Genomic DNA, 17,155 nt, shown 5'->3' with positions numbered 1-17,155 from the left:
CTTGCGCTCCGTATCAGCGAACCTTGGCCAGCTCCGCGCGCATCCGCTGAATCACGCTGTCGTAGCCGTGTGGGTCATTCGCTTGATGAGCATTAAAAATCGCCGAGCCTGCCACAAAGGTGTCGGCTCCGGCGGCAGCGATATCGGCGATGTTGTCGACTTTGACGCCGCCATCGATCTCCAAGCGAATAGGCAAGCCCGAAGCGTCGATACGCGCCCGTGCCTCGCGCAGCTTGTCCAGCGTGCCAGGGATAAACGACTGGCCGCCAAAGCCGGGGTTGACGCTCATCAGCAGCACCATGTCGACCTTATCCATCACGTAATCAAGATACGAAAGCGGCGTGGCCGGATTAAACACCAGCCCTGCTTTACAGCCGCCGTCCCGAATCAGCTGCAGCGAGCGGTCAATATGCTCAGAGGCTTCAGGGTGGAAGGTGATATAGCTGGCTCCGGCATCAATAAAATCGCTAATCATGCGATCCACCGGCTTCACCATCAGGTGCACATCAATCGGTGCGGTTACGCCATGATCACGCAGCGCCTTACATACCATCGGCCCAATGGTCAGGTTCGGCACGTAGTGGTTATCCATCACATCAAAGTGAACCACATCGGCACCGGCCGCCAGCACGTTGTCGACCTCCTCGCCCAGCCGCGCAAAGTTAGCGGAGAGTATTGAAGGGGCAATCAAAAAATCCTGTGCAGCGCTCATGGATGGGACCTCGGATAATAAAAATAAGGGCGCTATCTTACCAGAGCCACACACGAAGCCCTATTCCGCATGATGGTCGTGCAGCATGCTTGTCACCCATGCATATTTTTAAACAGATATTTCCAAATAGAATATAAAACACAATTGTAATTCCACAATCCTAGGTTTAACCTTAGCGTCATCGCGACTAAATCGCCCCCAGAATCAAGGAGTCTACAATGACGCTACCCTCCTCTTTCCGTACCGGCCTGCGCCGCAGCCTGCTCGCCGCTGCCGTGGGCACCGCCGTTTCCGGCATGACCTTCTCCAGCGCTGCCGTCGCTCAAGAGCGTGAGCTGCTGAACTCCTCCTATGACATCGCCCGCGAGCTGTTCGCCGCGATCAACCCAGAGTTCCAGGCCTGGTGGGAAGAAGAGCATGGCGAAGAGATCGCTATCAGCCAGTCCCACGGTGGCTCTTCTGCCCAGGCGCGCGCCATCATGCAGGGCCTGCGTGCGGACGTAGTGACGTTTAACCAAGTCACCGACGTACAAGTACTGGCCGATGCAGGCCTAGTGGCGGAAGATTGGCAGGATGCGTTTGAGAACAACGCGTCGCCCTACTACTCCACGACTGCCTTCTTGGTACGCAAGGGCAACCCAAAAGGTATCGAAAGCTGGGATGACCTCGTTAAAGAAGACGTGCAAATGGTCTTCCCAAACCCGAAAACTTCCGGTAACGGCCGCTACACCTACTTGGCTGCTTGGGGCTTCGCTGAGAATGAGTTCGACGGTGATGAAGAGCAAATTCAAGACTTCATGCGCACCTTCCTGCGCAATGTAGCGGTGTTCGACACCGGCGGCCGTGGTGCCACCACCAGCTTTATCGAGCGTGGCATTGGCGACGTGCTGATCAGCTTTGAGTCTGAAGTGAACAACATCCGCAGCGAGTACGGCAGCGATGACTACGAAGTGGTTGTCCCGCCGGTCAGCATTCTGGCGGAGTTCCCGGTTGCGGTCGTGGGTGAAAACGCCGAACGTAACGGCAACAGCGACTTAGCCCAAAGCTACTTAGAGTACCTGTATAGCGAAGATGCCCAGCGTCAGCTGGCAGGCTTTAACTACCGTGTTCACAACGAGACCGTGGTAGCAGAGTTTGCCGACCAGTTCCCCGACACCGAGCTGTTTGAAGTAGAAGACGTATTTGGTAGCTGGGAAGAAGCGATGGAGAACCACTTTGAAGGCGGTGCTCTGCTTGATCAACTGCAACGTCGTTAACGGAACCCCATGAGCCAATTAGCATTTTGGCGATCCGGCAGCACGCGCGTGCTGCCGGGTTTTGGCCTGTCTATGGGTATCAGCGTGCTATTTATTTCGCTGGTACTGCTACTCCCCATTACGGGGCTGTTTGGCCAACTGGCCAACCTGAGCTTGGCCGAATACTTTGCCATTATCACCGAAGGCCGCGTTGTCGCCAGCTATATGGTCACCATTGGTGCGGCAGCGGTGGCAGCACTGGTCAATGCGGTGTTTGGCCTGCTCCTAGCCTGGGTGCTGGTGCGCTATGAGTTTCCTGGCAAACGCCTGCTTGATGCCTTAATGGACCTGCCTTTTGCCCTGCCTACGGCTGTCGCGGGCATTACCCTGGCCACGCTCTATGCGGGCAACGGCTGGGTAGGCAACATTATTGAGCCCATGGGCTTTCAAGTGGCGTACACCTGGGTGGGAATTGCGCTAGCAATGGCCTTCACCAGTATTCCCTTCGTGGTGCGCACGGTGCAGCCCGTGCTGGAAGACTTGCCTGCTGAGGTGGACGAAGCCGCGATGTCTCTGGGTGCTACCGATGGCGTGGCGTTTCGTCGAGTGATTATGCCGCACCTTTGGCCAGCACTCGTGACCGGTACCGGGCTTGCCTTTGTGCGCTCATTAGGTGAGTTTGGGGCGATTATTTTTATCGCAGGCAATATGCCTTACGAAACCGAAATCACTGCGCTGATGATCTTCGTCAAACTACAAGAGTATGACTACGCGGGGGCGTCTGCCATTGCGTCGGTCGTACTGTTTGTCTCGCTGGCGTTGCTGCTCGCGATCAATATTTGGCAGGGCCGCTTTGTGCGTCGTCTGCACGGAGGTAAAGGATAATGCGTCGGATTGGTGATGCGCCCATCGTGCGGCGCTTATTAATTGGCGCAGCCCTACTGCTTTCTGCGCTCTTCTTACTGCTGCCTTTGGTGGCTATTTTTGCTCAGGCGTTTTCCCAGGGTGTGGCCGTGTTCTGGGCCAACGTCAGCAATACGTTCACCCTGCACGCCATTGGTCTGACTCTGGTCATTGCGTTAATGACCATCCCTATCTGCTTAGTGTTTGGCGTCGCGCTGGCATGGCTAGTGACGCGCTTTAGCTTTCCTGGGCGGCGCATTCTGCAAACGTTGATTGATATTCCGTTTGCCGTCTCCCCAGTGGTCGCAGGCTTAATTTATTTACTGCTGTATGGCCGTAACGGCTGGATTGGCAGTTGGCTAGATACCCACGATATTCAACTGATGTTCGCCTGGCCGGGCATTTTAATGGTGACCATCTTCGTGACCTGCCCGTTTGTGGCGCGGGAGCTAATTCCGCTCATGCAGGCCCAAGGTTCTCGGGAGGAGGAAGCGGCGGTGACGCTGGGCGCTTCTGGCTGGACGACGTTTTGGCGGGTCACGCTACCCAATATTCGTTGGGCGTTGCTTTACGGCATTATCCTGACCAACGCCCGCGCAGTAGGTGAATTTGGCGCGGTCTCGGTTGTCTCAGGGGCTATTCGTGGGCAAACCAATACGCTACCGCTGCACCTTGAGCAGCTGTATCAGGATTACAACGCCGTGGGTGCGTTTGCGAGCGCCGCCCTGCTGGCCCTAATTGCCCTGTTAACTCTTGCGGCCAAGGCAGGCCTGGAATGGCGCGCATCGCGCCGGGAGGCATTCTCATGAGTATTCGCTTACAGAATATTGCCAAGCACTTTGCCAACACCCAGGCCCTTGAACCGATCAACCTGGATATTCACGAAGGCGAATTGGTAGGGTTGCTAGGGCCTTCTGGCTCAGGCAAAACCACCCTACTGCGCATCATTGCTGGCTTGGAGAACGCCGACCGCTCCCCACAGCCCGGCAAGATCCTGTTTGGCGACCGCGATGTGACCAACGTACACGTGCGTGACCGCCGCATTGGCTTTGTTTTTCAGCACTACGCGCTGTTTCGCCATATGAGCGTTTACGACAACGTAGCCTTTGGCCTCACCGTGATGCCGAAAAAGCGTCGCCCTTCCAGTGGTGAAATTCGTGCACGGGTGTTTAGGCTGCTGGAAATGGTTCAGTTGCAGCACTTGGCGAATCGCTTGCCTGCCCAGCTCTCGGGCGGGCAACAGCAGCGCGTATCGCTGGCTCGCGCGCTTGCTGTAGAGCCTGACGTCCTGCTGTTGGATGAGCCGTTTGGGGCGTTGGATGCCAAGGTTCGCCAAGACCTTCGCCGCTGGCTGCGTCGCCTGCACGACGAGCTGAACTTCACCAGCGTGTTCGTCACCCACGACCAGGAAGAAGCGCTGGAGCTTTCTGACCGCGTGGTGGTGATGAGCAATGGCCGCATAGAGCAAATCGACACACCAGACACCCTTTACCGTGCGCCGAAGAACCGCTTTGTGTTTGAGTTCTTGGGCGATGTGAACCACTTGGAGGGCCGCGTTCGCGATGGCGTGCTGACCTGCGGCGATGCGCACCTCAACGTGGATTTACCCGATGGCGATGAAGAGCTGCTGCTGCGCCCTCATGAGGTGCGGTTGGCGGAAGAACCCAGCCCTGAAAGCCATCTGCCGGTGACGATTACCGCTATCTCCCCGGTCGGTGCCGAAGTGCGTGTAGAGCTAGAAGCCGACTGGCTGGCGAAGCCCTGGCAGGCGACCGTCCGTCACGCTGATTTCGAGCGCCTGCACATGCGCCGGGGGCAGCGTTTGTTTGCCCATCCGCGCCAGTGGCATCGCTTTAAAGAAGACGCTAAAACACCTGAACAGCAGGCACGCGTGGCTTAGCCGCTGCTGGCTTCACGCATCGGCACAGAGCTATACTGGTGCCTTCACACTCGGGGCTTTCACCCTCAATGCCTTGTTGCGACAGGTATTTATCCCGTTCAACCACGATGATTGCGGAGAGTTTTATGCGTCGGCGTCACTTTTTACGCGCATCAGGTGCGCTGCTAGCCACGGTGCTACTAGTAGGCTGCGCAAGCCCCCAATATTTACAGCTAAACCCCACCCGTAGCGCCAACGTGCCGCAAACAGGCTCAGGCCAACAGGTCACCGTGGTGGCCGTTGATGCTCGGCCTAGCGAAGTGATTGGTACGCGTACGGGCGGCAACATGTCTACTGCGCAGATCACCGTCAGCAGCCATGAATTGATCCCACAGTTGCAAGCCGAAGCTGAGCGCGCCGCGCGTGACATGGGCTTTACGCCCACTCGTGAGGTTGCCCAAGGCCGCCCTAGTTTGACGCTAGAACTTGCCAGCCTAGATTATGGCCGTGGTGACAGCGGGCAGCCGCTGATTGACGAAGCGCGTATTGAAGGGGTTTTCCGGGCCATCGCTCAGAACCAGGGCACAACGTATACCGGTACCTACACATCTCGCCGCACCCAAGGCTATGCGCTTAAACCGGGCGAAGATGCTAATACACGCATGTTGAATGATCTATTGAGCGATGGCTTAAATCGAGCGTTCAACGACCCAGAGCTTGGTCGACTGCTCGCTCGTTAAACTCGTGGCCCGCGGCGTTCAAGCGCCCAAATGCTCTCACTGCGACCACGGGCATCAGCAGGTAAGTGAGCGAGTCGTTCGATACGGAAGTTGGGCGTCATCAGACGCTCAATTTCCTCATCGGGCACGCTAAAGGGTGGGCCTGCATCGCCATCACCATGAGTCAGCCCTACCAACAGCCCTTTTGCCCCCGGCGGCACCAGCTGCGCCAAATGAAAGGCGTAGCGCTCACGGGTCGCGGGTGGCAGCGCAATCAGCGAGGCACGATCATAGAAAGCCTCGACTTCCTCCGCCTGCTGAATATGCAGGTGAAAGAAATCGCCGCACCATAGCTCCACGTTACCCTGGCGGGACACATCAAAACCTGCCTGAGTATACCGGGACACGCCGCCATTACGCTGGGCCAAAAACTGCTCAATAGCCTCTGGGGCAAGCTCAATGCCCAACACGGGGTGGCCTTGATCCGCCAGCCAGCGCATATCCAAGCTTTTGCCACACAACGGCACGAGCACTTTGGCTCTGTCAGCGACGCCCAATGTTGGCCAGTGCTGCTGCAATGCCGGATGGGTACTTTCCAAGTGAAAGCCAATACGGCCCTCTTGCCAACGCTGCCGCCAGGGATTATCCATCGGCTAACCTCTCGTCTACTTTGCGCTGCTACGCCACTGCCAAATGCTTAGAACCAGCGATCACGCTTTTTACGACGACGCGGCAAGTGCGGCACAATCAACCCCACCAACAGACCCGCACCCGCCACACCGCCACCGTACATAAAGTAGCGCATCAAGAGGTCTTCTTCTTGAGTATCGAGACGTGCTTGCAGCGCTCTCACCTGCTGGCGAGACTGCTCTGCCTCGTTATCCAACTCGAGATTTCTCGCTTCCAGGTCTGCGATACGCTGCTCGCGAACATCGAGCGTTTCGGTCATAGAAGAGACTCGCTGCTCCCAAGTATCGTTAATACCGTCAAGCTCTTGGGTCAGCTCTTCTACTTGCGCCTGTAGTTCCGGTAGCTGCTGGCGGGCACTGGGGGTTTGCTGAATCTCATTACTGAGCACCCAAACGGTATCGCCGCTATTGCTGCGTACCCGGGTGTAGTCACCACTGGTTTCCAGCACGTCTACCTGCTCGCCTGCATTGAGTGTTCCCACAATGCGATAGCCATCTGTCGGTCCGCTGCGCACGTAGGTACTTAGCTCATCGCTGACCCAGGCTTGGCTATCGGATTGAGCAAACGCTGCTTGGCCACTGACACTTAACAGCACACCAAAAGCGGCGGCATAACAATTACTACGAATTTTTTCTACTTGCATGACGTCATGTCCTGATCATAAAAACGCGCGCAGCCGACGAAGCCACCGCGCGTGTCGCTCAAAGCGTTGCGCATGTCTTAAGCGCTTACCCTTCCCCGCGGGGCGGTAACGGGAAGGGACGAGGAAACTCTGCGACGCGGGCATCACTTTTAACGGCTTTTAATGGCCCCTCACGCTCTACCTCATCAATCCGCACAATGGCGTTAAGAGGCAGGTAGCTGCGTTTGACGCCCTCAAAGGTTCGCTGCAGTTTTTCCGCTCCTGGATCCACCACCACCCGCGACGCATCGTCAAAGACAAACTCCTCGACTTCAATAAAGCCCCAGAGTTCGCTTTGAAAGATCTCACGAACGTATAAATCCCAAATTTCACCCTGCTGGTGAACCACCACACGGTAGATCGGCTTGGCCGCCATCTTGGCCTATTCCTCTTGCCATTTGAACGTAACGTTTAGCTGCCAAGCCTACCATACTCAGGGGGCTCCCTTTAGAAGACATCGCTAAAGGGAGCGAATTCCCTGCCATTTTCGCTTCAGAGGGTGCTAATTAGCCCAGGACGGTTCAGGTCGTGTATGGTGAAGTGAGTAATTGGCAAGACCATTCATCACCCCATAGGAGTCAACATCATGCAAAAGGATCCCAATAAGGGCTATATCGCCCTATTAGGCTGGAGCCTCAACGCGATCGAAGCCGCGGAAAACTTTGACCGTCGCTACATCGTGGTTGCACCCGACTGGGCGGAAGAATACTGCCAAAAACACGACATTCCCTATGTGCCTTGGAACTTTGAGCGCCTAAATGATCGCTCTATTGAGATTGCAGAAACGCTGAAAGAGAAAGGCGTTGATGTGGCGATCCCTCTGTTTGAGGAAACCGTTGAGTGGGCAGGGGCAATCAACTCAGTGCTGCTGGACAACCCGCGCCTTTACGGTCAATCGCTGCTACTGCGCGATAAGGCACTCATGAAGCGCCGCGCCCAGCTCGGTGGTATTCGTGTTGGCATTTTTGAAGAAGCCCACGACAAAGAAGACGTCATTCGCTTCCTCAAACGGGTCAACCAGACACTGCTGAAACTTGATGGCGACCCCAATGACCCCATTCACCTGAAGGCGTTTGATAAAGCAGGCTGCCTCGGCCACCGGGTCATCCGTACGCCTGATGAAGTCGATATGATTCCAGATGAAGAGTTTCCTGTCCTGATGGAATCTCACCTGGATGGCTGGGAATTTGCAGTAGAAGCGTGGATTCACGACGGTAAAATCGCCTTCCTGAATATTTCAGAGTACGTCACGCTAGGCTACTCAGTGTTCGTTCCGGCGTCGCCCGAACTTGAAAAATACCGTGAGCAGATCACCGCTCAGATCGAGAAATTGATCAAAGCGTTCGATATCGAGTTTGGCCTGATTCACCCCGAGTACTTCGTCACCAGCGACGGTGAGATGTACTTTGGCGAAGTCGCCTATCGTCCGCCGGGCTTCAAGGTGTTTGAACTGCTGGAGCGTGTTTACGGCTTTAATGCCTATCAGGCCTCTATGCTGGTGTTCGACCCGAAAAGCACCAAAGAAGAAGTGGCTGAGTTCTTCCCGAAAGAGGTCGTCGATGCCAACGGCTTCGCTGGCTGCTTTGGTGTGTACCCGCGCCGCCGCGTGGTAAGCCGCCTGGAAATTCCAGAAGAGACCGAAGATCACCCTTACTTCGAGTCCCACGAACTGACCTCGCCCGTTGAAGAAACGGTCACCAAACGGACAGCGTTTGGTACTCACTGGGGGTTGATCTACTTTAAAGGCGACGATGCGCATACGATTCGCGATCTGCTGAAACGCCAAGAAGATCTCGACTTCTATGTATAATCCCTGCCAAGGCTGGGATAAGGAGTCACCGTGACGACCACGCAAGAGGCCTCTTCTACTGAAGATGGCAAGCTCAATGGATTACTGAGCAAATTTGATGATGCGGTGCGCCTGCTTTTGCAGGCGCCTGCCTTTACCAAACCGGCAAAGCTGCCTCGCGTGCTGGATACTGCTAGGCGCGTACTGTTACAAGCAGGCGGCTGTGCAGCGCTGGAAAGCCGCGCGGCGGATTTTGAATCCGCTGGCGTCTTCGCCGGCTCCGATTGGGCAACGCCCCAATACCTGATTCCCTCCCTCACGACCTATTCGCTCAAAAGCGCGGATGCCAACGTGGTGGTGATTGAGGCACTCAGCGAACTACGGCTTCTAGCCGTGGCCAAGGGCAATGTCGCCCACACCCTTATTTCCCAAGAGCAGGCTCACCACTACCTCACCCAGGTAATGGCGATTAACCTGTGGCTGCTCTTCAATGCGCCCAGCGAAGCCGAGCGAGAAACCCAGGGGCGTTTAGCGAATATTTCTCGCCAACTGTTCCAACACTTGGCCGAGCGCATCGGCTATGAGTTCGTGATCGACCAGCTGATTGATGAGATTTGGCGCATCCTCAAACAGCGCCCTATCCAGGTTGATGCTATTAAGCAAATGATCACGCAGATCGCCCTGTGCCAAGCCAACCCTGATATTGACCTGGGCGCTAGCGGCCACGGCGCAGGCAGGCTGGTCAGCTCGCTTTATGGCCCGACTCAAGCCTGCCGGGAAGACCCTGGCGTTGATGTTTATAGCGCTCGACTTGAGCGTATGGATAACGCCACCCTACAGGCGGAATCCACCGGTTTTGCACGCGCCATGCACGACACCGGGTTAGTCTCCCCGTATCACGCAGTGCTGCTGCGCTACCTGCTAGAAGAAGGCGACCATCTGCTTTCAGAGGCGCTGGGGCTCTCCTCTACCGGCCGCGACTGCTTGCTGTGCTACCGCGAGTTGGTACATGCGCTGATTCGCAGCGGCGTTTACCCGGCGACCGCTCAAGCGGTGTATGGGCTGGCCCTGCTGCTAGAGCGTGGCATTCTTTATCAGCCACCCGTGGCACCGGCGATGTGGCGTCAGCTCAACCTTCAGCTCTCTGAGTGGTCCGAAGGACGCCTGTCGCTTGCCTATGGCGATATTGCCTCTCCCCGTGCCCGGCTTATTGAAGGCGTGCTGTGTATGCTTGGGCTGCCTTTAGGCGTGGGCCAGGGCAATAACCCCACCTGCCAATCGGCTCGTGCGCTCTCCATGTGGGCTTATAACGACCCTGATTATCTGCTTCAGATGGTCACCTGGGCCGCTCGAGATGATGAGATTATTATGCATTTCGAGGGGCAGCCCATCTCCTCCAATGAGAGCATCTCTGGCGTTGCCGCTGAGCTACCCATTGATCTTGATCCGGTATCGCTGATTGTAGTGCCCCATCTGGATCGCATTTATGCCGAAATGGGCAGGCGCTGCATCGGCCGTGAAGGCGACCCACACCGCTGGGTGAACCCTGAATTCCACGGCTGGTGGTCGGGTCGCGGGTTTAGCATTAACGTCGATGTCGCCACCGGCCAACTGACGGAAGTAGACACCTTCATTCGCCATTTCTACGCCAGCTACCACCCTTACTACAACGGCAACCAGCCGCTGATTCATCCACAGCCTGCTGGAATCGCGGTGACCGACAGCGCCGCACGGTTTATTGGCTGGCACGCGATTACTATTTTGCGCGCCTCCCTCGACCCTAACGACGTGATGCGGGTCTACTTCTATAACCCCAACAACGACAGCGGTCAGGATTGGGGCGACGGCGTCAAGGTCAGCACCTCTGGCAACGGTGAGCGCTTTGGCGAGGCTTCTTTGCCTTTTGAGCAGTTCACTTCCCGGCTCTATATCTATCACTACGACCCGCTGGAAAGAGGCGAGCTGGCTACCGTCACGGATGAAGAACTAGAGCGCGTGAAAGGCTTCCTGCACCGCAGCTGGGGGGCAACGCGTTTACCACCTACTGAACTGCAGGCCGACCAAGGCCCCCAGTAACGCGGGGCCTCCCACACATTACAGACACGACCAAGATGATACGACTCGATCAACTGCTGGTCAGCCAAGGGCTGGCCAGTTCTCGTACCCGTGCCCAACGGCTGATCAAAAACGGGCGCGTTTTTTTAAGCGATGGCACCCTGCTGAATAAACCCTCTGAAAAATGGCCTACTGATGCCCCGCTCCGCGTGGAAGAGGACCCAGAAGAGCGCTATGCCTCGCGCGCCGGGCTTAAATTAGAAGGTGTTCTGCAGGCCTTAGCGATGCGCTTAGAGGGTAAAGGCGTGCTGGATATTGGCCAATCCACGGGCGGGTTTACCGACTGCGCGCTACAGTTTGGCGCACGCCATGTAGTCGGCGTGGAAGTCGGGCACGATCAGCTTGCCAGCCACTTACGCAGCGACCCACGCGTGACCTGCCTGGAAGGACTCAATGCTCGCCATATGAGCACTTCAGAGGCACTGTTGAGCACGCTTGCCGAACGGCCGATTGATCTTGCCGTAATGGATGTGTCGTTTATCTCCCAGACGCTGATTCTGCCTGAGATTGCTGCTCTACTGCCGCCGGGCGGGCAGCTGCTTTCGCTGGTGAAACCGCAGTTTGAGCTCGACCCCGGTGCGTTGGATAAACGCGGTATCGTGCGAGACCCGCGTCGCTACGCAGAGGTCGAGCAAAAAATACGCACCGCCTGCCAGCAATGCGAGCTTGCCATCAGCCACTGGCAGGAGAGCCCGATTACCGGCAGCGACGGCAATCGGGAGTTTTTGCTTCTTGCCAGCAAGCGCTAAGCGGTCAGCTCAAGGTAGCCGGCGGAAGGGTGGGGTTGGACTGCACTTTCACCGACTCCCCCTGCTCAGGATGCAGCCACACGTCCAATTGCTCGAAGGCAATCCGCACGCCCGCCTCTTTGAACAGCTCATCCACGCGGCAATTCACCTCATCGGCCGCAAACAGGCGGTCTAAAAGGTCGTTGACGAAAATACGCAGCTCAAAGTTCAAGCTGTGAGGCCCGTAACTTAGGCAGAACACCTGAGGCTCAGGGTCATCCAGCACCCGGGCATTTTCGTCAGCAGCTTGACGCAGAAGCTTATGCACCAGCGGCAAATCTGAACCGTGCGAGACTCCGTACGTGAGCACCACGCGGGTCACATTGTCGGAGAGTGACCAGTTAATGAGCTGATCCGTGACGAAGGTCTTGTTGGGGATAATGATCTCTTTGCGGTCGAAATCGGTCACCGTGGTGGCACGAATACGAATCTGGCTCACCGTGCCGTGCAGGTTACCTATGGTAATGGTGTCACCAATACGAATAGGGCGCTCAAACAGAATAATCAGGCCGGAAATAAAGTTGGCAAAAATTTCCTGCAAACCAAAGCCTAACCCGACGCTCAACGCCGCTACCAGCCACTGCAACTTATCCCAGGACACCCCTAAGGTCGCCAGCGACATCACGATGCCGGTTCCCACAATGGTATACGAGAGCAGCGAGCTAATCGCATAGGCACTCCCCTGCTTGAGCGCCAAGCGCGATAACACCATCACCTCCAGCAGGCCCGGCAGATTGCGCGCCGATATAAAGGTGATGGCCACCACCAGTAGCGCCGTGACAAAGTCCGAGATCGATAGCGCGTTGTCGACCAAATCGCCTTCAGCCGCATTCCAAAGCGACACCTGATCTAGGTACCCCAGCACAGAGAGCAGATCCGACCACACCAAATAGAGCAGCGCGCTAAAGCCGATCAGCAAAATGAGCTTGGAAAGGCGCAGCGACTGCGCGTTGATTTTTTCCATATCCAACGGCGGCTCTTCGACAACCTCAAGCCCCCCTTCTGCGCCTTCTTGTACCTGGGCACGGCGTCTGGCCAGCGCCCGGCGATAGGCTAACCGCCGTGCTGCCACCGCCAAACTGCGTACCACCGTTGCCTCTACCACCACCCAAAGCCCCAGCAAATAGAGCGTAATGGCAAAGCGTGCTACTAGCCGAAGAGCCGTATATTCATATCCCCATGCGACCAACCCCAGCAGTACCAAGGGCACTGAGGCCATGCCCAGCCCCAACACTAACCTGAAGAGCCGCACACCAAAAATCGGCACATGCGCAAGAATAAGCTGCGCCAGCCACCAGGCCATGGCCACCAGCCCGCCCATAAACAGCGCCATTGCCACAGGGCGAAGCGCTAGCGGTGTTTCCATCTGCTCCGACATAGCGGCAATTGCCACCACGGGCACCAAGGCAATACCTAAGCCAATCAACAATTGGCGTAGTCGAGCGTTGTAAGCAGGAGCCCAGGTAAAATGACGTTCAGCGACGCCATCAGGCACCAGCAAGCGTCGCCCAAGCGCAATCACGCCCCAGCTCAGGCTAAGCTGTAACAACGCAGGTGCCACACCTTGCGCCAGTGCCCCTTCTGCGGTGCGCAGCGCAACACCGGCACCCGCTAATGCCAGCGGCCCTGGCAGTGCCAACAAAGCGTTCAATAGTACCGCTTTAGGCGTGTGCAGTTGGGTATCGCTTTTTAAGCGACCAATTTGAGAGTGAATCAGCGCTAAACGTGCTTTGATGCGCCCGCGCAGTGCGAGCAATGCCACGCTGATCAATAGAAGAGGGGCACCGACTAACATGTCCCAAGAGAGCCCTTGCCAGCGGGTGGGCAGCACACCACGCCACTCGCCTTCTCGCCACTCCTGCTGCAGGTTATGGGGGAGTTGTCGCAGCCAGTTCACATCCAACGGGCGGCTGTTAGCAACCCAGAAAAGCTGCTCGTCAATGGTGGCGCGCAAGTCATGCGTGGTGGTTAACAGCTGCTGCTGGTTGAGCTGAAGCTCGATAGCGGCACTGAGCAAATTACCGTAGGACTGCTCTAGCTGCTCTACCAACTCACGGCGCGACTGATACAGCCGGGTCAGCGAATCGACCAATCCAGAGGTCACATCGACGCCCGCCTCTTCAATACGCTGTGCCGCTAGCCGCTCCCCCTGGCGCAGCTGGTCTCGCTGACGCACAAGGTCAAACTGCTTCAAACGCAGGTCGGCAATCTCATCTTGCAAATCGCGCCGGGGCAGCACCACCGGCAGCGACTGGCGCTGCTCGCGTAGAATCCGCGAGAGCAGTTGGCTACCACGAATGGCCTCCATCTGCTCATTGAGGCTGCGCTGAAGCTGGCGGACATGCTCTAACTGGCGCTGGGCCTCAATGTTTTCACGCACGATGCCATTGGCACGATCCGTTGCCCGCAGCAGTTCCAAGCTCAGCGTTTGATTGACTTGCTGGGCATTCAGCACCACCGGGTGCCCTTCCGCAATGAGCGGATCATTTTTGGCAGCGTCAGCAATGGCCTGCTCAGACTGAAGGCGTCGCTGGCGGTCAATCACACCCTGCAACAGGCTCAATTGCTGTTCCTGGCGATCTATTTGCAGAGCGAGCAAATCACGCCGCTGCTGAGCCAGCTCGCGCAGGCGGCTATTAGCACTCAACTCACGCTGATTTAAGCTGACTTCTCGTTCAGCAAGCGCCCGCTCTAAGCGCCACTGAATGAGCTGGGCATCTTCACGGGCTGAGAGCTGACGATCCGCTAGCAGCGCCGCGCGAGTATCGTGCTCGCGACGCAGCGTTTCCGCGCGCTGTAGTGCATCGGAAATGGCTTGCTGTGCCCGCTCTGGAAGCGTTTGCGCAGCCAATAATTGGGAATTGACCTCTGCCATCTGGCTTTGCAACTGCTGGAGTTCAATGACCGCCTCAGCCTGTTCGGCTTCCAGAGCGTCTAGAGGCATATCGCTCAGATTGTCTACCGAGAGCTGTAAGCTCTGTTCTTCAGCCTCGTTTAGCTCACGCTCTAAACGCAGCAGCAGCTCAGGGGCCTGGCTTACCCGCTGCTCCAGTGCCTGCTGGCGCTCTTCAATCGCATTAAGCCGATCGTAAGCCTCCAACGCGGCGGCAAGTGCCGCTTGGTCACGCTGCTGTTCAGCCGTTAATTCGGTCTCAAGCGACTCAATGGCCGCTAAACGTTCGCTAAGCTCAGATTGGGGAGGGACGCGCTCAACCGGTGTACTTTGAGCGCTGGCGGTTCCGGCCAACATCGTGACCAGCCATAGGCAGCAGAGAGCGGCTTTAAGGGCATTTCTGACCACGTTACTTATGCCTCATTGACATGTCAGCCCGCTAAGCCGGGCAGGATGCCTATTGTCATGGGTATGACATCGTTACGCAATCTGGTAAGCGCCTACTGACATCGACAGTTGACTTACACCTGCCGCATGTATAGAAACAACGCTGGTATCTTTACTCTTAATTTGCGAGCCACGTTGATGGTTACCCGAAAACTGCTGTTCACCGGTTTGGCGGCCTTAATGGGCGCTAATATTCTCAGCACAACGGCCATGGCCGAGACCCGAGACGAGATTGAAGCGCGTATTCAAGCGCTGAACACCGAACTCTATCAACTGCGCCAGCAACTGCAGCAAATTGAGGCGCCTGAAGAAGCAGCACAAGGCGTTGAACCTGCACCACTGCCGGTCGAAGTTGCCCTGGAAGACTTAAGTGACCGGCGACAGCTAGAGCAAGAGTCATCCCGTAACCCGTTTGCGATTACCACACACCGCACCAATTACTTGTTCCCTATCAGCTACAACACCAATCAAAATGCTGAAAATTTCCGCAGCATTTCTGAGGAAGTGCAACCCGATAGCGGCGAGGTTAAATTCCAGTTTTCTGCCAAATTCAATTTGGCAGAAAACGTCTTTGGCGAACTCGGTGACGTTTACTTCGCCTACACTCAGAAAAGTTGGTGGCAGGCCTACAACACCGATGCCTCCTCCCCTTTCCGGGAAACCAACTACGAGCCTGAGGTCTTTATCGACTTCGACAACGCCTGGAGCGCGCTGGGCTGGGTGAATACTCGTAACCGTTTCTCTTTTATCCACCAGTCCAACGGCCGCTCAGATCCGCTGTCGCGAAGCTGGAACCGGGTATATTTAGAAAGCACGTTCCAAAGTGGCGACTGGGCACTCACCCTAGCACCTCACTGGCGTGTTCCCGAGTCTGAGAGCGACGACGATAATCCCGATATCGAGCGCTTTGTGGGCTACGGCGATATTCGACTTGCCAAACGTCTGCAAAACAACCATGAGTTTGCTGGGCAGCTGCGCGGCAACCCCAGTGCCGGCAACTATGGCACGCAAATTGATTACAGCTGGCCTGCGTTTAACGGCGTCCGAGCGCACGTGCAGTACTACTACGGCTACGGGGAAAGCATGATTGATTATGACAATCGCGTGCACCGCCTCAGTCTCGGTTTCAGTCTCAACCCTCTGTTTAGTGCTACCGGGCTGAACCGTTAACCCGGCAGGGTTGTCTATATGGTGACGGCTGCTATGCTGAAGTCGTCACTCATTTATTCGTCAAAGGAAGACATCATGGCAAAACGTAATACAGATACCTCCGCACGCGCTGATCAGTTGAAAGAAGACCTGCGTCATTTAAGCGAAACGGTCGAAGAGCTAATGAACGCGACGTCAAAAGACGCCAGCGGTGAAATGCGTGACCTGCGTGAGCGTGCCGAACGACGTTTGAAGGATACTCGTGCCCGTCTAGAAGCACGTGGAGAGCGTTTCTACGAAGATACCCGCGAAACGCTTTCTGAACAGGTTGACTGCTGCGACCGCTATGTTCGTGAAAACCCATGGACCAGCCTCGGTATTGGTGCTGCCGCCGGTCTTGTTGTTGGTATGCTACTCGGTCGTCGCTAATGGCTTTGGGTCCCACCCAACGCGTTTTTTCTGCCGCCAAACGCCTGCTGAAGTCACTGGTTGCTAACAGTGAAACCCGCCTGCGTTTGGCGGTTTTAGAGCTAGAAGAGGAACGCGCACGTTTATTGGTGCTGCTGCTACTAGCAGGTGCCAGCTTACTGTTGCTACTGCTAGGTGTTGCTACGCTTACAGCGCTAGTGGTTGTTCTCTTTTGGGATACATACCGCATTACCGCTATTAGTGTTAGCGCAGGCGTACTGATTGCGCTGAGTATTTTGCTGGCCATGATTGCTTTGCGTCAGGCAAAACGACATACGCTGCTTAAAGAGACGTTAAAGCAGCTAGCCGCTGACCGAGCACTGCTGGAGGTGAATGAGGATGACTCGTCACAACAGCGTCGTTAAGCCACCTAGCCGGGCAGAGCGTAAAGCCGCATTGCTGGCTGAGCTAGAGCAACAGCGTATCGATATCTTAGTGGATAGCGACACGTTGAAACGGGCTTCATCACCGCTAGACAGCAACTGGCGAAGCCTCAAGCTTCCCCTTTATGCTATCGGAGGCATTGCGGTCCTACGCATTATGCGCCACCCTGGCGGAACCATGGCGGTTGGCCGCAAGGCGTTGGCGGGCTATATGCTGTTTCGTAAATTAAAATTGCTGACTAAAGTAGCAACCTAAGTACGCAACAGAGCGGGTTTAGCCTAGCAAGCTGTTTCTAAAAAGCC

Annotated in this window: 17 protein-coding genes; 12 read left to right on the top strand and 5 right to left on the bottom strand. The window is 56.2% G+C overall.

Annotated features, from left to right (window positions below; all coding sequences use genetic code 11):
• Positions 1-13 precede the first annotated feature (13 nt).
• A complete protein-coding gene (gene rpe / locus IEW65_RS03885; protein ID WP_188638173.1) occupies positions 14-712 on the bottom strand; it encodes a ribulose-phosphate 3-epimerase in 699 nt (232 codons plus the stop codon).
• A 218-nt stretch (positions 713-930) separates the two neighbouring features.
• Between rpe and cysP the strand changes: the two genes are divergently transcribed.
• The 5 genes from cysP (at position 931) to IEW65_RS03860 (ending at position 5,469) form a co-directional block, all read left to right on the top strand.
• Positions 931-1,968 carry a thiosulfate ABC transporter substrate-binding protein CysP gene (gene cysP / locus IEW65_RS03880; protein ID WP_188638172.1) on the top strand — a complete coding sequence of 346 codons (1,038 nt, stop codon included), beginning with the start codon at positions 931-933 and terminating at the stop codon, positions 1,966-1,968.
• A gap of 9 nt (positions 1,969-1,977) precedes the next feature.
• Positions 1,978-2,832, top strand: a complete 855-nt coding sequence (gene cysT, locus IEW65_RS03875) for a sulfate ABC transporter permease subunit CysT (protein ID WP_188638171.1) — start codon at positions 1,978-1,980, stop codon at positions 2,830-2,832.
• The gene (gene cysW / locus IEW65_RS03870; RefSeq protein ID WP_188638170.1) at positions 2,832-3,659 is read left to right on the top strand and encodes a sulfate ABC transporter permease subunit CysW; all 828 of its coding nucleotides are present in this window, start codon (positions 2,832-2,834) and stop codon (positions 3,657-3,659) included. Before cysT ends, cysW begins: the two co-directional genes overlap by 1 nt.
• A complete protein-coding gene (locus IEW65_RS03865; RefSeq protein ID WP_188638169.1) occupies positions 3,656-4,750 on the top strand; it encodes a sulfate/molybdate ABC transporter ATP-binding protein in 1,095 nt (364 codons plus the stop codon). The genes cysW and IEW65_RS03865 overlap by 4 nt, the downstream gene beginning before the upstream one ends.
• Positions 4,751-4,875: 125 nt before the next feature.
• On the top strand, positions 4,876-5,469 hold the full coding sequence (locus tag IEW65_RS03860) for a YajG family lipoprotein (protein WP_188638168.1): 594 nt from the start codon (positions 4,876-4,878) through the stop codon (positions 5,467-5,469).
• Here the strand turns inward: IEW65_RS03860 and IEW65_RS03855 are convergent.
• From IEW65_RS03855 to IEW65_RS03845, 3 genes are all read right to left on the bottom strand, one after another.
• Positions 5,466-6,098, bottom strand: coding sequence for a thiopurine S-methyltransferase (locus tag IEW65_RS03855; RefSeq protein WP_188638167.1), 633 nt, complete (start codon positions 6,096-6,098; stop codon positions 5,466-5,468). The two genes, IEW65_RS03860 and IEW65_RS03855, sit on opposite strands and share 4 nt — an antisense overlap.
• A gap of 47 nt (positions 6,099-6,145) precedes the next feature.
• On the bottom strand, positions 6,146-6,781 hold the full coding sequence (locus IEW65_RS03850; RefSeq protein WP_188638166.1) for a TIGR04211 family SH3 domain-containing protein: 636 nt from the start codon (positions 6,779-6,781) through the stop codon (positions 6,146-6,148).
• Between the two features lie 85 nt (positions 6,782-6,866).
• Positions 6,867-7,196: a DUF1820 family protein gene (locus IEW65_RS03845; RefSeq protein ID WP_009100748.1), complete on the bottom strand. Its 330-nt coding sequence runs from the start codon at positions 7,194-7,196 to the stop codon at positions 6,867-6,869.
• Between the two features lie 210 nt (positions 7,197-7,406).
• On the opposite strand from IEW65_RS03845, the gene IEW65_RS03840 reads away from it, so the two are divergent.
• Genes IEW65_RS03840 through IEW65_RS03830 form a run of 3 tightly spaced genes read left to right on the top strand, consistent with a single transcriptional unit; the run spans position 7,407 to position 11,473 of the window.
• Positions 7,407-8,630: an ATP-grasp domain-containing protein gene (locus tag IEW65_RS03840; RefSeq protein ID WP_188638165.1), complete on the top strand. Its 1,224-nt coding sequence runs from the start codon at positions 7,407-7,409 to the stop codon at positions 8,628-8,630.
• Positions 8,631-8,660: 30 nt separating this feature from the next.
• A complete protein-coding gene (locus tag IEW65_RS03835) occupies positions 8,661-10,685 on the top strand; it encodes a hypothetical protein (protein ID WP_188638164.1) in 2,025 nt (674 codons plus the stop codon).
• Between the two features lie 35 nt (positions 10,686-10,720).
• Positions 10,721-11,473: a TlyA family RNA methyltransferase gene (locus IEW65_RS03830; protein ID WP_188638163.1), complete on the top strand. Its 753-nt coding sequence runs from the start codon at positions 10,721-10,723 to the stop codon at positions 11,471-11,473.
• Positions 11,474-11,477: 4 nt separating this feature from the next.
• Here IEW65_RS03830 and mscK read toward each other — a convergent pair whose 3' ends face one another.
• The gene (gene mscK, locus IEW65_RS03825; RefSeq protein ID WP_188638162.1) at positions 11,478-14,813 is read right to left on the bottom strand and encodes a mechanosensitive channel MscK; all 3,336 of its coding nucleotides are present in this window, start codon (positions 14,811-14,813) and stop codon (positions 11,478-11,480) included.
• Positions 14,814-14,990: 177 nt separating this feature from the next.
• Here mscK and IEW65_RS03820 point away from each other — a divergent pair, with 177 nt between their 5' ends.
• The 4 genes from IEW65_RS03820 to IEW65_RS03805 all read left to right on the top strand — a co-directional run bounded on the left by IEW65_RS03820 (position 14,991) and on the right by IEW65_RS03805 (position 17,108).
• Complete coding sequence (locus tag IEW65_RS03820) at positions 14,991-16,022, top strand: phospholipase A (protein ID WP_188638161.1); 1,032 nt, start codon at positions 14,991-14,993, stop codon at positions 16,020-16,022.
• A 75-nt stretch (positions 16,023-16,097) separates the two neighbouring features.
• Positions 16,098-16,430 carry an ElaB/YgaM/YqjD family protein gene (locus IEW65_RS03815; protein WP_188638160.1) on the top strand — a complete coding sequence of 111 codons (333 nt, stop codon included), beginning with the start codon at positions 16,098-16,100 and terminating at the stop codon, positions 16,428-16,430.
• On the top strand, positions 16,430-16,834 hold the full coding sequence (locus IEW65_RS03810) for a phage holin family protein (RefSeq protein ID WP_188638159.1): 405 nt from the start codon (positions 16,430-16,432) through the stop codon (positions 16,832-16,834). Before IEW65_RS03815 ends, IEW65_RS03810 begins: the two co-directional genes overlap by 1 nt.
• Entirely contained in the window at positions 16,809-17,108 is a 300-nt protein-coding gene (locus IEW65_RS03805; protein WP_188638158.1) for a YqjK family protein, read from the top strand. Before IEW65_RS03810 ends, IEW65_RS03805 begins: the two co-directional genes overlap by 26 nt.
• Positions 17,109-17,155 lie beyond the last annotated feature (47 nt).

Origin of the sequence: Vreelandella lutescens (genome assembly GCF_014640815.1) — a bacterium.
GTDB classification, from domain to species: Bacteria; Pseudomonadota; Gammaproteobacteria; order Pseudomonadales; family Halomonadaceae; genus Vreelandella; species Vreelandella lutescens.
This window is presented reverse-complemented; position numbering and strand designations above follow the sequence as displayed.